Origin of the sequence: Testudinibacter aquarius (assembly GCF_004342725.1) — a bacterium.
Taxonomy (GTDB): domain Bacteria; phylum Pseudomonadota; class Gammaproteobacteria; order Enterobacterales; family Pasteurellaceae; genus Chelonobacter; species Chelonobacter aquarius.
Genome location: NZ_SMCP01000012.1, coordinates 1 through 16910, shown reverse-complemented (window position 1 = coordinate 16910; position 16910 = coordinate 1). Strand labels below are relative to the sequence as shown.

The 16910-nt window shown below is 45.3% G+C and carries 11 protein-coding genes; 7 read left to right on the top strand and 4 right to left on the bottom strand.

The genetic code is table 11. The annotated features are described in order from the left end of the window. Positions 1–269 precede the first annotated feature (269 nt). Positions 270–446: a hypothetical protein gene (locus tag EDC16_RS12720; protein WP_165894236.1), complete on the top strand. Its 177-nt coding sequence runs from the start codon at positions 270–272 to the stop codon at positions 444–446. 537 nt (positions 447–983) lie between these two features. On the opposite strand, the gene EDC16_RS10930 is transcribed toward EDC16_RS12720, so the two are convergent. Beyond that, positions 984–1874: an endonuclease/exonuclease/phosphatase family protein gene (locus EDC16_RS10930; protein ID WP_132967895.1), complete on the bottom strand. Its 891-nt coding sequence runs from the start codon at positions 1872–1874 to the stop codon at positions 984–986. Positions 1875–1997: 123 nt separating this feature from the next. On the opposite strand from EDC16_RS10930, the gene EDC16_RS10925 reads away from it, so the two are divergent. From EDC16_RS10925 to tilS, 5 genes are all read left to right on the top strand, one after another. Continuing rightward, complete coding sequence (locus EDC16_RS10925) at positions 1998–3350, top strand: cation:proton antiporter (RefSeq protein WP_132967894.1); 1353 nt, start codon at positions 1998–2000, stop codon at positions 3348–3350. Between the two features lie 31 nt (positions 3351–3381). Continuing rightward, positions 3382–6855 (top strand): DNA polymerase III subunit alpha, encoded by a 3474-nt coding sequence (dnaE, locus tag EDC16_RS10920; protein ID WP_132967943.1) that lies wholly within the window; start codon positions 3382–3384, stop codon positions 6853–6855. Between the two features lie 374 nt (positions 6856–7229). Continuing rightward, a complete protein-coding gene (gene accA, locus EDC16_RS10915; protein ID WP_132967893.1) occupies positions 7230–8183 on the top strand; it encodes an acetyl-CoA carboxylase carboxyl transferase subunit alpha in 954 nt (317 codons plus the stop codon). 120 nt (positions 8184–8303) lie between these two features. Next, positions 8304–9167, top strand: a complete 864-nt coding sequence (gene pdxY, locus EDC16_RS10910; RefSeq protein ID WP_132967892.1) for a pyridoxal kinase PdxY — start codon at positions 8304–8306, stop codon at positions 9165–9167. A 339-nt stretch (positions 9168–9506) separates the two neighbouring features. Next, complete coding sequence (gene tilS, locus EDC16_RS10905) at positions 9507–10814, top strand: tRNA lysidine(34) synthetase TilS (RefSeq protein WP_132967891.1); 1308 nt, start codon at positions 9507–9509, stop codon at positions 10812–10814. Here tilS and hemH read toward each other — a convergent pair. From hemH to ydiJ, 3 genes are read right to left on the bottom strand one after another with little or no spacing between them, the layout of a single operon-like run. Beyond that, the gene (gene hemH / locus EDC16_RS10900; RefSeq protein WP_132967890.1) at positions 10811–11794 is read right to left on the bottom strand and encodes a ferrochelatase; all 984 of its coding nucleotides are present in this window, start codon (positions 11792–11794) and stop codon (positions 10811–10813) included. The two genes, tilS and hemH, sit on opposite strands and share 4 nt — an antisense overlap. Then, entirely contained in the window at positions 11781–12236 is a 456-nt protein-coding gene (locus EDC16_RS10895; protein WP_132967889.1) for a PaaI family thioesterase, read from the bottom strand. The genes hemH and EDC16_RS10895 overlap by 14 nt, the downstream gene beginning before the upstream one ends. Positions 12237–12266: 30 nt before the next feature. Further along, on the bottom strand, positions 12267–15338 hold the full coding sequence (gene ydiJ / locus EDC16_RS10890; RefSeq protein ID WP_132967888.1) for a D-2-hydroxyglutarate dehydrogenase YdiJ: 3072 nt from the start codon (positions 15336–15338) through the stop codon (positions 12267–12269). 376 nt (positions 15339–15714) lie between these two features. Between ydiJ and ompA the strand changes: the two genes are divergently transcribed. After that, positions 15715–16767, top strand: coding sequence for a porin OmpA (gene ompA / locus EDC16_RS10885; RefSeq protein WP_132967887.1), 1053 nt, complete (start codon positions 15715–15717; stop codon positions 16765–16767). Positions 16768–16910: the final 143 nt, after the last annotated feature.

Genomic DNA, 16910 nt, shown 5'->3' with positions numbered 1-16910 from the left:
ATGGCTATTTTCGCCACTACTTTTGGTGCTACAGCGGCGTTAAAAGCCGTTCGTTTAGAATGACTAAACTTCACAACTTTTGCCTTAGTTATTTGCAAAAAGAGTGGCGAAAAACAGTCTACAGCTCAAATTATAAACAAAGATCAACAGACCCTAGTACAGCTTGCTTTCCCTTGCAAGGATTGATGATTGATTTTCTGAGTGGTAGAATAGCTAAACATAGAATCTGGTGATTCTATTTTATATAAATAAACTATAGGGGTTAAATTATGGCTACGACATCTTTTAAAAAAGAATTTTTAGTAGATAACCCGAAAGCCATTCAAGCATTGCTAGATTCCGTTGAAAACCCGGTGAAAATTAAAGTTTCTACACGTAATTTAGAAGATGAAAATAAAAAAGGGTTACTGCTATTAAAACAACACTTATCCAGCTTAGCGCGTTAATTCAAAAATACAGTGAAGATGAATTGTGTAATTGGCTGCGTTCATCTTTTGCTTGCCAATAAAATAGTGATGTTCAAAATTTTCTTTTAGATAAAAGAAAGGGGTTAGATTTGAAAAATCGGCCATCTCTAGGACTTATCTTATTCTTAACCAAGAAAACGCTGAGATTCTCGCCTATTTTTCACTATCGTTCAAAGAAATTATACTTAATACAGATAGCCTTTCTGCTACTTTAATAAGAAAACTCAATGGTTTTAATAAAAGTAGTAAAACGTTAAAAGTATTTTTAATTGGTCAACTTGGTAAAAATAGTTTAGTTAAAAATAATGGTATCAAATTAAGTGATATTCTGAATGAGATTTACGCAATTATCTCTGGAGTACAAGATTTGATTGGAGGGCGTATTATTATTTTAGAATGTGAAAATTCACCCAAACTAATTGAGTTATACCAGAAGCATGGTTTTAATTTGCTAGATACAGTAAATGACAATCAGCTAAAAACCCTTTATACTTCAATTATTACTTGATTGTTTATTTATTTGTTATCGCCAATAGTGTTTAACTCAAATTCCACAAACAACGGGTTGTGATCCGAGCTGTCGCTCGGTTCAGTCCATGCCTTCAGCACTTCAATATCGCGCACAAAAACATGATCCAACGGGTTGTCCATAAAGGTCAGGCGCAGGTCTGGCTGGAACCGCACTTCGTTTAAGGCGTATTGTTTGGCCAGCGTTTGGATTAAATCTAAGCGTTTGCCACTCCAGCTATTAAAATCGCCTGCGAGAATAATCGGACCTTGATGCCGACTGACCAAATGAAACATTTCGCGCAGTTGATTGTGGTAGTTTTCAGGATTCCATTCAAAATTGACCAAATGGAGATTGATGACTAACAAAGTGCGCTCGCTACTGAGAGGATAAACCGCGGCTTGGGCAATTTTGGGTATCCGAATCCAAGGTTCGTTTTCACTGCCGACACAATACTGTTGCGGCAATTGGTGAGATAACAACATAACACCCGACATATCGCCATGGTAGGCAAAAGTGCCGGCTTGCACCCCGTGCCAGCTGGCGGGTGCGGATAAAAAGTGCGGTATTTGGTTTTGTTCGGTCGCTTCTTGCAGTAATAAGAAATCCGCTTGTGCCGAATATCGCTGAATGGCTTCCTGCCAGCCGGGATCTTCCCCTTTGTGTAAATTCCAAACAAGCAGTTGATAGCGCGCTTTTTCCGCCAGATTCTCTTTCGTTACGGCATGTTGCCGAAAACAAACGGTGTTATTTGAAAGTGCGGTCTGCTGGTAGTTGCCAGTATCTAAATTGATAGTCGTAATTTTGGGTTGACTAAAAATCGTCAGTGGGCGCAGGAAGTGATATCCCAAGCCTATGATAATGACGAACACCAATAAAAAAAAACGTGATTTTTTCATTTAATCCTCTGTAGCATGAAAAATCTTTCGGAAGCACAATATATCACTTTACAACTGATCACCGAATTGTTTTAATTTGCATATTTAGTTCTTGCTATTCTTATCTGCCTGAGGTTTTCTGCTATGGGTATTTATACCTACATTTGCTTTCTCTCTGCACTCTCTATTTTAATCGGCTTTATCACCAGTAAAATCAGTGATCGGATCCAGTCCACTATTGCGATCAGCGCAGCAGCGATGGTGGGGTCGTTGGTTCTTCTGGTAAGCGGAAAGCTCGGTTGGTTTAGTATTGAAAATATTGCCACTGGAGTTATGCAACAAATTGATTTTAAAAGTTTTTTATTGAATGGGATTTTAGGTTTTCTACTTTTTGCCGGTGCATTGGGGATTAAATTGCCGATTTTGAAAGACCAAAAGTGGGAAATCACGATTTTTGCCCTTTTCTCTACCTTGGCATCAACCTTTATCATCGGTGGCTTCATCTACTTTGCCGCATTGTTGATCGGACTGCCGATCAGCTTTATCTATTGTGTGCTGTTCGGCGCCTTGATTTCACCGACAGACCCGATTGCGGTGTTGGCAATTATCAAAAATTTACGCGCACCGAAACGATTGTCGATGCAAGTAGAGGGTGAATCATTGTTTAATGATGGGGTTGGTTTAGTCATTTTCGTTACCATTTTTACCGTGGCTTTTGGGGGGGCGGAACCCACTGTGGCAGGAATTTTTGAGCTGTTTATGCACGAAGCCATCGGCGGTATTATTTTCGGTTTTATTCTTGGTTTGGTCGCCCATTGGCTGATCTCTGCCACCGATGACGGTAGTATGGAAATTTTGTTGACCCTGACGATTCCAACTGCCGGTTTTATTTTGGCCAATGCAATGGGAGTGTCAGGTGCGTTGGCTATGGTAGTTGCCGGGATTATGATCGGCAACTGGACGCGTAACAAAGGTTTTTCAGAACAGAGCCAGCGCTATTTGGACCATTTTTGGGAGATGATCGACCACTTCCTCAACTCGTTATTATTCCTACTGATCGGTTTGGCATTGCTGCTGATTAATATCTCTTGGCAGAGCTTCTTGCTTATGTTGCTGGCAATTCCAATTTGTCTGGCGGCACGTTATCTTAGCCTGTGGGTTCCTTATGTGGCACTCAGCCGTTTTAGAACCTACAATCCTTACACCTTAAAAATTATGACATGGGGTGGTTTGCGTGGTGGCTTGGCGCTGGCAATGGCGTTGTCGATTCCGGCACAGACGGCAATGATTGGCGAAACGCAGTTAGATGTACGTGATGTGATTTTGGTGATGACCTATGCGGTGGTGATGTTCTCGATTTTGGTGCAAGGCTTGACGATTGAAAAAATGATTCAACAAGCCAAAAAAGTAGATCCCAATAAAGAGGATTACTTGCGACCAACTGCAGAAACTAAGGCACGCAAAAACGATGATCTAAACGCCTATTTGTCTAAATAACGTTATGTCAGCGCAAAATATCAATGAAAATTTGACCCCGCCACGTTTTGTCCACTTACAGGTGCACAGCGATTTTTCGATGATTGACGGTTTAGCGAAAGTTAAACCGCTGATTAAAGCTTGTGCTGCTGAGCAAATGGTGGCAATGGCATTGACCGATTTCAGTAATTTTTGTGGCTTGGTGCGTTTTTATGGAGAAGCGTTGTCTAATGGGATCAAGCCGATTATCGGGGTTGATGTGCTTGTGCAACGCGAACCCGACAGTGAACCTTTTGCCTTAACGTTGCTGGCAAAAAATAATCTGGGCTATAAAAATATTACCCTGCTGATTTCCCAAGCCTATCAGCGTGGCTACATGGAAAAGCCGACTATCGATCAAGCGTGGTTGGTTGAACACCGTGACGGTGTAATTATTCTCTCCGGTGGCCGCAATGGTGATGTGGGTAAATACCTGCTGAAACAGCAACTCGACAATGCCAAAACCGCACTTGCGTTTTATCAGCAATACTTTCCGGATCACTACTACTTGAGCCTGACCCGAACCGGACGCGCGGATGAAGAAAATTACATCCAAGCGGCGATAGCCCTGGCACAAGAGATGGATCTGCCGGTAGTTGCCACCAATCAAGTCTGTTTTTTGACGGCAGAAGATTTTGAAGCGCATGAAATTCGGGTGGCAATTCATGACAGCTTCACCTTAGACGATCCGAAACGTCCGCAATTATACAGTGAACAGCAATATTTCCGTTCGGAACAGGAGATGTGCGAGTTGTTTGCGGATATTCCAACCGCCATTGAAAACACTTTGCTGATTGCTCAACGTTGCAACGTCAAAATTAACTTGGGCGAATATTTTTTACCACAATTTCCGACCGGTGAACTGAGCACTGAAAATTATTTGGTTAAACGCGCTGAAGAGGGGCTGGAACAGCGCCTGTTAACGCTGTTCCCCGATCCTGAAGTGCGGTTGCAGCGGCGTGCCGAATATGACGAGCGGTTAAAAATAGAGCTGGATGTGATCAATCAGATGGGCTTTCCCGGCTACTTCTTGATCGTGATGGAGTTTATTCAATGGTCGAAAGACAACGATATTCCGGTTGGACCGGGACGAGGCTCCGGCGCCGGTTCATTGGTGGCTTATGCACTGAAAATTACTGATCTAGATCCGCTGGAGTTTGATTTGCTGTTCGAACGTTTTCTTAATCCGGAAAGGGTTTCGATGCCGGATTTTGATGTGGATTTTTGCATGGACGGGCGAGATCGGGTGATTGAACACGTTGCTGAAATGTATGGGCGTGGTGCCGTTTCGCAGATTATCACCTTTGGAACAATGGCCGCAAAAGCGGTTATCCGCGATGTGGGGCGTGCGTTGAGCCACCCTTACGGTTTTGTCGATCGAATCGCCAAGCTGATTCCGCCGACACCGGGTATGACCTTGGCAAAAGCCTTCGATGAAGAGCCGATGTTAGACCAGATTTACAATAGCGATGAAGAGGTGAAAGCGCTGATCGATATGGCGCGCAAACTGGAAGGCGTGACCCGTAATGCCGGAAAACACGCCGGCGGTGTGGTGATTTCCCCGACCTTAATCACTGATTTCTCACCGTTGTATTGCGATCCGGAAGGGCTGCATCCGGTTACCCATTTTGATAAAAACGATGTGGAATATGCCGGTTTGGTCAAATTTGACTTTTTGGGCTTGCGCACCTTGACCATCATTAAATGGGCGGTTGATATGATCAATCCCCGTTTGCAAAAAGAGGGCAAAGCCCCGATCGATATTGATCGCATTCCATTGGATGACCAGAAAGCCTTTGAAGTGTTGCTGAAAGCTGAAACCACGGCGGTATTCCAGTTGGAATCACGCGGTATGAAAGATTTGATCAAACGCCTGAAACCGGACTGCTTTGAGGATATTATCGCCTTGGTGGCGCTATTCCGTCCCGGTCCGTTACAATCAGGCATGGTGGACAACTTTATCCGACGTAAACACGGCGATGAGGAGATCTCTTATCCCGATGCCGAATATCAGCATCAATCACTCAAGCCGATTTTAGAACCGACCTACGGCATTATTTTGTATCAAGAGCAAGTAATGCAAATCGCACAGGTGCTTGCCGGCTATACGTTGGGCGGTGCAGATTTATTGCGTCGTGCGATGGGTAAAAAACAGCCGGAGGAGATGGCAAAACAACGTTCGGTTTTTAAAGAGGGATCGATCAATAATAATGTTGATGGCGATCTGTCGATGAAAATTTTCGACTTGGTGGAAAAATTTGCCGGTTACGGTTTTAACAAATCCCACTCGGCGGCGTATGCGTTGGTGTCTTACCAAACCTTATGGCTGAAAGCGCATTATCCGGCAGAATTTATGGCAGCAGTGATGACTTCCGAGATGGACAACACCGATAAAATTGTCGGGCTTTATGACGAATGCTTGCGGATGGGATTGACCGTAACACCGCCGGATATTAATAACGGCAACCACCGTTTTAGTGTTAATGAAAAAGGCGAAATTGTTTACGGTATTGGTGCGATTAAAGGGGTGGGGGAAGGCCCGATCACGGCAATCATTGAAGCCCGTGAACAAGGCGGTCGTTTTAAAGATCTGTTTGATCTGTGCGCGCGCGTCGATTTGAAAAAAATTAATCGCCGCACCTTTGACAGTTTGATTCTGTCCGGTGCATTTGACAAATTAGGACCACACCGTGCGGCATTGGCTAAAAATTTACAGGATGCGCTGAAAGCCTCTGATCAACATGCCAAAGACGAAGCGATGGGGCAGGCGGATATGTTCGGCGTGCTGACCGCTGCCCCGGAAGCGGTTGAAACGGCTTATGCCAACACCCCAAAATGGTCGGAAAAAACCATTTTGGACGGTGAGCGCGAAACCTTGGGGCTGTATCTCAGCAGTCACCCGATCAGCCGTTATTTAAAAGAGCTGTCGCACTACAGTTCACATCGTATCAGTGAACTCCAGCCGAATCGTCGTGGACAAATCAGCACGGCGTGTGGTTTGATTGTGAATTCGCGGATCGCCGTCACCAAAAAAGGCAACCGCTTGGGTATTATCACGCTAGATGACCGCTCCGGACGCTTAGATGCCACACTGTTCAGTGATGCTTTGCAAAACTACGGCGAATATTTGGAAAAAGATCAAATTGTGATCATCAGCGGGCAGGTCAGCCATGATGATTTTACCCAAGGGCTGAAAATGAATGTGCGCGAGCTGCTGCCACTGGATCAAGCCCGTAGCCGCTATGCCAAAAGTTTGGCAATTTGCCTGACACAAGAACAAATTACACCGCACTTTGTGCGTCGTTTTAAAGCGATCATCAGCCCGTATAGTGGTGGTGTTATGCCGCTGCATATTTATTATCAAAGTCCGCAAGGCAGAGCGTTGCTGAGGCTAGGCACGCAGTGGCGGGTGCAGCCACACGATGATTTGCTCGATCAACTCACTGAAATGCTGGGCGAAAATCAGGTTGAATTGGAGTTTGAATAGCTAGGGTCTGTTGATCTTTGTTTATATTTTAAACACAATCCGTAGGACTATGACGCTTTTTCGCCACTACTGCGTTAAAAGCTGTTCGTTTAGAATGACTAAACTTCACAACTTTTGCCTTGTATTGACGAAAAACAGTCTATAGCTCAAATTATAAACAAAGATCAACAGACCCTAATATATAATTGGCTTAGGAAAATAAAATTTAGCCATCAGCGCAGAAATAGCTTAAAATATGCCAAATTTAGTAACATGATTCGTTAGCGATTAGGCTGCGTAGGGGCGGATTAACTATCCGCCCTACATTCATCTGATATCTAATTGCTTGAATTATGAATTAATCATCACTACTTATTGATTATGCAGGAAGAACAATGAATCACGAATTTTTAGATTTTGAACTACCGATTGCCGAGCTGGAAGCAAAGATTGAGTCGCTGCGCGCTGTTACTCAACAGGATGACAAAATCAATCTTGATGATGAAATCAAACGCTTGCGTAAAAAAAGCCAAGAGTTGACCAAGAAAACCTTTGCCAACCTCGATCCGTGGCAGGTTTCCAAAATGGCACGCCACCCACAGCGTCCTTATACGCTGGATTATATCCACCAGATTTTTACGGATTTTGAAGAACTTGCCGGCGATCGTGCGTTTGCCGATGACAAGGCGATTGTCGGTGGTATTGCTCGCTTGGAAGGCAAACCGGTGATGATTATCGGACACCAAAAAGGGCGCACGGTAAAAGATAAAGTCAAACGCAATTTTGGTATGCCGGCACCGGAAGGTTACCGCAAAGCCTTGCGTTTGATGCAACTTGCCGAACGTTTCAACATGCCGATTATCACTTTTATTGATACGCCGGGGGCATATCCGGGCGTGGGCGCCGAAGAGCGCGGACAATCGGAAGCGATTGCGCGCAATTTGCGGGAAATGTCGATGTTGAAAGTGCCGGTGATCTGCACCGTGATCGGCGAAGGCGGTTCCGGCGGCGCGCTGGCAATCGGCGTTGGCGACAAAGTCAACATGCTGCAATACAGCACATATTCCGTCATTTCACCGGAAGGCTGTGCCTCAATTTTGTGGAAGAGTGCTGACAAAGCATCGCTTGCTGCAGAAGCGATGGGGATTACGGCAAAACGCTTGCTGGAACTGAAACTGATCGACAATATTATTGCTGAGCCGTTAGGTGGCGCACACCGTGATGTTCCGTTAATGGCAGAAAAATTAAAACAACGGTTGTTAAGCGATTTACGTGATCTGGAAGTATTAGATCAACAATCATTATTAGATCGCCGCTATCAGCGACTAATGGGTTACGGGTATTGTTAACTCCGGTTATTTTTTGATAAAAAAGTAGGGGGATTCATCCCCCTACAATGATAAGCCAGCCTATCCTCGTTATCTATAAACCCTATTTATCTTTTCTCTTTATTTACCAAAGGTTATTTAATGAAAAACGTTTTATCTATTCAATCTCATGTGGTGTATGGCTATGCCGGTAATAAAGCGGCAGTATTGCCGATGCAATTACTGGGCATTGATGTCTGGCCGTTAAACACAGTGCAATTTTCCAACCATACCCAATATCAAAAATGGAAAGGCATGGTGATTCCCAAGGAGCAAATTGCTGAAATCACACAAGGGATTGCCGAGATTGACGCATTGCATGAATGTGATGCAGTGCTATCTGGTTATATTGGTGCAGCGGAACAGGGACAAGAGATTTTAAATACCGTTAATCGGATTAAAGCCCTCAACCCGAATGCGATCTATTTCTGCGATCCGGTGATGGGACACCCTGACAAAGGCTGCATCGTTGCGCCGGGGGTGGCGGAATTTTTGGTCGAACACGCCTTGCCGGCGGCTGATTTATTGGCACCTAACTTGGTTGAATTGCGTGAATTAACCGGTTTAACCGTTGAGAATTTTGAACAGGCAATCGAAGCGATTAAATTTCTGTTGGCAAAAGGGGTGAAAAAAGTGTTGGTCAAACACTTGAGCAAAGTCGGTAAAGATGCCAGCCAGTTTGAAATGGTGTTGGCAACCCCAGACGGGATTTGGCATATCAGTCGTCCGCTGCACGAATTTGTCGGCCGTGACCCGGTCGGGGTTGGCGATTTGACCAGTGGCGTGTTTTTGGCAAATTTGTTAAACGGCAAATCGGACTTAGAGGCATTTGAACACACTGCCAATGCGGTAAATGATGTGATGAGCGTGACCCAACAAAGTGGCAAATACGAATTACAAATCGTCGCGGCGCGTCACCTGATTATGCAGCCGCAAAGCCAGTATAAAGCCGTTAAGATTAGTTAGTTTCAGACTAATCTCGTTCAATTAAATATTGCTATCGGATTTCGCCGATGGCGACTTCCTTTTACTCGCAAGCTCGCCCTATGGGCTGTTGCCTAAAGGCAACATTCAAAACCGAAAGGTTTTGTCTTTGCTTCGCCAAAGAAAAGGAAGCAAAAGAAAGGCGACCCTATTGCGGTGCTAATTTTCGCTTAGTATGAATTTGCTTAACGGAAAATTTTTAAGACTCGTCGCTTTGCTCCTCAAACACAAGAAAAATTTCCCTACAAATTTCATACATGCTCAGGCACCGCAGAAGGGAATTTAAAACAATCCACCACATATGAGCGAAAAATAAAAAGTATGCCAGATCTTCTCTCTCAATTACACCGCACTTTGCAGCAGCATCGGCTGACACAAGCCTCTTTTGTGTTGGCATATAGCGGCGGATTGGATTCGACCGCACTTTTATCGCTTTTCGCCCGACTGAAACTACAACTACCGCAAATCCAACTGCGAGCGATTCATGTTCATCATGGCTTAAGTCCAAATGCCGATAACTGGGTGCAACATTGTCAGCAAGAATGTGCACAACTGCAAATTCCGCTGATCATCGAGAAAGTGCGGTTGGCAGAGAACAGCAACCTTGAACAAGCGGCGCGAAATGCTCGCTATCGGATTTTTAAACAGCATTTGCAAGCTGATGAACTGTTGGTTACCGCCCATCATTTGAATGATCAAAGCGAAACCTTGTTGCTGGCGTTAAAACGTGGCAGTGGGGTGAAGGGGTTGTCGGCTATGCAAGTGCGGTCTGAATTGTGGCAAATGCCGATTTTTCGCCCGTTGTTACCGATGTCTAGAATGCAATTGCAGCAATATGCACAACAGCAACGGCTGCGCTGGATTGAAGATGAAAGCAATCAGGATAACCGCTATGATCGCAATTTTTTGCGTAATCACATTCTGCCGACATTACGCCAACGCTGGGCACAAATCGACAGCACCTTGCAGCGTTCGGCACAACACTGTTTTGAACAGCAACAGTTGTTAGAAGAGTTGCTGTTGCCACTGTTTCAACAACACTATCGGGCTGCTGACCGCACTTTTGATCTCAGCGGTTTTGCTGATTACTCGCGGCATAAGCAGCAGTTTTTATTGCGCCTTTGGCTGGAGAAAAATGCACTGATGATGCCGTCACAGTTGCAACTTACCCAGTTGATTGAAAATGTGGTGTTGGCTCAAACCGACAAGCAGCCGCAATTGCAGTTGGCGGATAGTGTGATTCGCCGCTATCAGCAGCGGCTGTATCTCACGGATATTTATCAGGATATCACTGATTGTGTGATCACACCGCACTTTGATCAGCCGATCGAGCTGCCGGATAATTTGGGATCACTGGTTTTTCAGCAACAAGCGGAACAGTTATGTGTGCTTTGGCAACAGGCGGGGCAGCAGCGCCGCTACTGTGTGGCAAAACCAGTTGCGGACCAACTGATTCAAATTCGGTTTGCTTATTCGGGCAAAGTGCGGTTGGCAGCAAATCGCCCCAATAGCGATATCAAAAAAATCTGGCAGCAGTATGGTATTCCGCCGTGGCAACGGCAGCGCACGCCGTTGCTGTTTTATGGCGACAAGTTGATTGCCGCCTTGGGCGTATTTTCGACGGTTTAAGCGATGTGCTCAGAGGGCAGCTGGGCTTCGATCAGCGTTGCCAACAGCTCAATATGTTCATCGCTGGCATTCAGTGCCGGAATATATTGGTAGCGTTCGCCGCCGTTATCCAGAAAAATTTCGCGATTCTCTTCTTCAATTTCTTCTATGGTTTCTAAACAGTCCACCGCGAAGCCCGGGCAGACTATTGCCAGCGCTTTTTGTCCGTTTTGCGCCAGTTGTTGCAACGTTTCATCCGTGTAGGGCTGGAGCCATGGCTCTTTGCCGAAACGTGACTGGAAAGTCACTTGCCATTGGTTTGGCGTTAATTCCAATGTCTCCGCCACCAAAAGTGCGGTTTGGTGACAATGCTCGGCATAGTAATCCCCCTCTTGTTGATAACGTTCAGGGATGCCATGAAAAGAGAAAATCAGCAGTTCATCCGATTGCAATTTAGGGCGAATGCTGTTTGCCAACGCTTTGATATATAAAGGATGTTGATGATAATGGTGAATAAAGGCAATTTCAGGCATCGCCCGATGGGATTTTAATGCATCGGCAAAAGCATCAAATACACTGGCGGTGGTGGTGCTGCTGTATTGTGGGTAGAGCGGCAGCACGATAATTTTTTGTACTTGTTGTGCAATTAAGCGGTCGACCGCACTTTGCATCGACGGCTCGCCGTAGGTCATCGCAAGTTCAATAATCAAGTTCGGCTGGCGTGCAGTAAAATAGTGCTGTAGCTTTTGCACCTGTTCACGTCCGATAGCCAGCAACGGTGAACCTTGTTCGGTCCAGATCGCTTGATACAGCTTGGCAACTCGCGGCGCACGTCTGGGTAAAATAAAGGCATTCAAAATCACTGACCATTGTAGGCGAGGCAGATCAATCACCCTGGGATCAGACAAAAATTGTTTCAGATAACGTTTGACTGCTGTTGGAGTAGGGGCTGACGGCGTGCCTAGATTGACCAGTAACACCCCGATTTTATTTTTCATTATGCTCTTTTCCTTTTTGTGTTAGGGTCTGTTTATTGACTACAGCCAAGCTTAAGCGTGCGCTACAGCATAGTTGCTGTTGTTCGTCGCGCAGATCAATTTGCCACACTTGCGTGCTGCGCCCCAATCTGGCGGGGGTGGCTCTGGCGGTGACGGTGTTGCCTTTTTTCACCGGACGCAGGTGGCTGGCGTTGATTTCTGTGCCGACCACCAAAAAATTGTCATCTACACAACAAAACCCGGCAAGTGAAGCAACGGTTTCTGCTAACAGTGCAGACACACCGCCGTGCAAATAGCCCATCGGCTGGCAGCTGCGCTCATCGACTGTCAGTTGCGCTTCCAGCCAATTTTCCCCTTGTGCGCTGAAACGGATGCCCAAATGGCTGACCGCACTTTGTTGACAAAATTGGTTCAGCTGTTGTAATGATAACGTTTTTTTCCACATATTGTATGATTCCGAGAGTTTTATTGCCTATTAATTTAATAGTGAGAGCAGCGCTTGTAACGGATGTTGCGGCTGCCAGCCCTCCATTCGCTTCACTTGGCTGCGGCAAGAGTAGCCGGTTGCCAAGCAGAATTTTGCATCGTATTTTGTCAGTTTTTGTTGCCAAGAGAGCTGATAAATCCCTTGCGACATGCTTAAATGCTGGCTTTCGTGACCGAATGTACCAGCCATGCCGCAGCAGCCGACGGTTTCGCTGAACAGGGTTTGTCCAAAACAAGCAAAAATGCGTTGCCACTGCTTCGGACTATTTGGCATGGCGGTGGCTTCGGTGCAATGCGGAAACAGATACCAAGTGCGGTTTTCGCTGCTTTTAGTGGCAATCGCCTTGTCGAGCCGGTTTGAGTCAAGCTGTTGCACTAGCCATTCGTGCGCAGTCAACACATGGAAATCATTTTGTTGTTGCAGCACTTGCGGATACTCCTCGCGATAGGACAACACAATTGCCGGGTCAACCCCAACCAGCGGCAGCTTGAGTTTGCTTAAACGGCTTAAAAATTCCGCCTGCGTACGTGCGGTTTTGGCAAAACGCTGCAAAAAGCCTTTGATATGTTGTGCTTTGCCATTTGGTTTGAACGGCAACAGCACCGGCTTGAAATTCAATTTTTGACTGAGTTGAATAAAATCGGCCACCACTTTGGCATCGTAATACGAGGTGAACGGGTCTTGTACGATCAACAACATCTTCGCTTTTTCGGCAGCGGACAGTTTTTCTAACTGCTCCAATGAGTAGCCCTGATAACCGATTTCGACCAATTGTTGTTGCAATGATGGCGAACTGAGGCTGGGCAAATCGACCATGCCGATGGCTTTTTCTGCCAAATAGCCAGTGAGTTTGGCGGTGGTAAAAAAATTAAAAAAGCGAGGCGCTTTCGCCATCAGCGGCGCAGCATATTCCACGTTGGCGACCACATAATCTTTCAACGGTCGCAGATAGCGAGTGTGATAAAAATGGTTGAATTGCGCGCGGAAACTCGGCACATCAATTTTAATCGGGCATTGGCTGGCGCAGGCTTTGCAGGCCAGACAGGTATCCATTGCCGTTTTGACTTCATGCGAAAAATCGTATTCGCCCTGTTTTCTACGCCAACTATGGTGTATTTTGGCAACAAAATCACGCAATTTGACCGGCTGTGCTTGGCGGAAATCCAACTGCTCTGGTGTAACTTGTTGTTCGCTTAACAAGCGTAGCCATTCACGCACCAATGCCGCACGTCCTTTCGGCGAAAAAGTGCGGTCGGCGCTGACTTTCATTGACGGACACATGGTGCTGTGCACATCAAAATTAAAACACAGCCCGTTGCCGTTGCAGTTGAGTGCACCTTGATACTCTTCACGTAGGCGCAGCGGAATCTGGCGGTCGAAATCGGCACGCATTTGGGCGGTGATAGGATAAAGTGCGGTTTCACAGCCTAATGGGGTACAAATTTTTCCCGGATTCAGGCGGTTGTTGGGATCAAATAACTGTTTGATATAACGCAGCTCTTGCCACAATCTTTCACCGAAAAAACGTTCGCCGTAACCGGAACGCATACCTTTACCGTGTTCACCCCAAATCAAGCCGCCGTATTTAGCCGTCAGCTCGACCACTTGATCAGAAATGGTTTGGAACAGTTTAACCTGTTGCGGATTGCATAAATCCAGTGCCGGACGAACATGTAATACGCCGGCATCGACATGACCGAACATGCCATATTGCAAACCGTGTTGGTCAAGTAAGGCACGAAATTCACTGATGTAATCCGCCAAATGTTGTGGCGGTACGCAAGTGTCCTCAACAAACGGAATCGGTTTAGCCGCGCCTTTGCTGTTGCCGAGCAAGCCGACCGCTTTTTTTCGCATGGCGTAAATTTTCAAGATAGAAGGCAAATCGCTGCAAATTTGGTAGCCGATGATGCCGTCTTGTTGGGTACGAATTCGCTCGTCCAAAATCTGACATAGGGCGCTGACCCGTTTTTCAACCGCTTTTTCTAGATTTCCGGCGAATTCGACGATATTTAGCCCTAAAATCGGATTGTCGGCATTTTCACTCAATAGCTCACTGACTGAATGCCAGATGATATCTTGTTTTGCCAGATTGAGTACGCTGGAATCGACAGTTTCGACCGACAGTGCGTTGGCTTGCAGCATCAATGGCGCATTGCGCAACGCCGCATCAAAGGTATTATATTTAATGTTGATTAAAGTGCGGTATTTCGGAATCGGCAATAAGTTAAGTTTTGCCTCACAAATAAATGCCAGCGAACCTTCCGAGCCGGTCAAAATGCGGCTCAGATTAAAGTGGCTGAGATCGTCGCTAAAGACGTTTTTTAAATCATAGCCGGTTAAGAAACGGTTGAGCTGTGGCAGTTCATTTAGAATAGTGCTACGGTTTTGTTTGCAACGTTGGTAAATTTGTTGATGTAGTTGGCGTGCCGACGTTGGCAGTGTCAGGCTGTCTTGTTCCAACGCTGTACTGGCAAAGCCATCGGTTTCTAATATTTGACCGTCAACCAATACCGATTTTAAAGCAAGGACGTGATCTGAGGTTTTACCGTATTGCAATGAGCCTTGCCCGGAGGCATCGGTATTGATCATTCCGCCGATAGTGGCACGGTTGCTGGTGGAAAGTTCCGGCGCAAAAAATAATCCGAATGGTTGCAGATATTGATTTAGCTGGTCTTTTACTACGCCGGATTGCACCCGAACCCAGCGCTGTTCCGGATTAAATTCCAGAATTTGATTCATATGGCGTGAAAGATCAACAACAATATTGTTATTCAGTGCTTGTCCGTTAGTGCCGGTGCCACCGCCACGCGGAGTAAATGTTAGCGCTGAAAATTCCTCTCGTTGCGCTAATTTCGTTAAACGCACGATGTCGGCTACGGTTTTGGGAAATAGAATGGCTTGCGGCAGCTGTTGATAGACGCTGTTATCTGTTGCAAGGCTTAAACGTGCTGAATAACTGGATTCGATATCGCCTTCGAAGTTTTGTTGGCGCAGAGCGGTCAGATAGTTTGCAGTGCTGTCATTTAAGCGAGGAACGGTGTGCAAGCGGGGTATCATGGTTGGTATCCGTGTTTAAGTAGGGTCTGTTGATGTTTGTATTAATATAACATAATTAAAATCTGAAAAAGGGTAGAAAAAAAGCAAAAAGATAAAAAATTAATCAATTGAATGGCCAAAAAAAATGTTATTGATGTAACGAAATTGTTTGTTTTTTAGTAAATTTGATTAAAAATCACTCGAAATTTGAGATTATTAATCTAATTAGGTTGATTTTAGCGCAATTGACCATAATAATAAAAGCATACTCAGAACGCTATTTGGGTATAGAACTGACTGAGGTTCATATTTTACTCGATCTGTTCGCTTTTAACCGATTACTTTTAATTAATATATCGATCGGTCAAAACTCAACTAAATGAAGAGGAAATTTAAAATGAAAAAAACTGCAATTGTATTGGCTATTTCAGGTTTGGCTTTGGCATCAGCCGCACAAGCTGCTCCGCAAGCAAACACATTCTATGCCGGTGCAAAAGCCGGTTGGGCATCTTATCATGACGGGTTGACTCAGTTTGAGCGTCTAGATGGCTTAAAAACAGGTCACCAACGTAACTCCGTAACTTACGGGGTGTTCGGTGGTTACCAAATTACTGATAATTTAGCCGTTGAGCTGGGTTATGACGATTTTGGTCGTAACAAAGTGAAATATAAAGGACAAACTATCGGTAAGCACACTGCTCATGGTACACACCTGACGTTGAAAGCCAGCTATCCGGTATTGGCAGATTTAGATGTATATGCCCGTGTTGGTGCGGCATTAGTGCGTTCTGACTACAAAACCTATGACGACAGTTTTGTCGGTGAAGGGTTCCCTGGACGTCGTGGTCATGACTTAAGCACTTCAGCCGTCTTTGCCGGTGGTTTGGAATATGCAATCATGCCATCTTTGGCGTTACGTGTTGAATATCAATGGTTGAATAATGTAGGTAAAAAATCTAACTCATTGTCAACTGATTACCGTCCGGATGTCGGCTCTGTTACTGCCGGCCTTTCATACCGTTTCGGCCAAGGTGTAGCAGCACCTGAAGTGGTTACCAAAAAATTTGCTTTCAGTTCAGATGTGCTGTTTGACTTCAACAAATCTAGCTTAAAAGCTGGTGGTTCTGAGGCATTGGACGGCATGACAACAGAAGTGGCCAATTCAGGTTTAGCAAGCCCTAACTACAATGTAGCGGGTTACACAGACCGTATCGGTTCTGATGCTTACAACCAAAAATTGTCTGAAAAACGTGCTGAAACAGTAGCAAACTACTTGGTTTCTAAAGGTGTTGAGCAAACTAACGTGACTGCAGTAGGTTATGGTAAAGCAAATCCGGTTACCGGCAGCAACTGTGACACTGTGAAAGGTCGTAAAGCGTTGATCGCTTGTTTAGCCCCGGATCGTCGTGTAGAAGTATCTGTTCAAGGTGCGAAAACCGTCACTATGTAATATTTGCTAGCAGTTTTTTAGCTTAATAAAAACCCGGTATAGCCGGGTTTCAGACTGCTGACAAAGTCCTAGACATTTTGCTAGGACTTTGATCTAATAAGGAAAAGCCTTTTAAGGAGTTTCCGATGTTAAAGCCGCCTCCC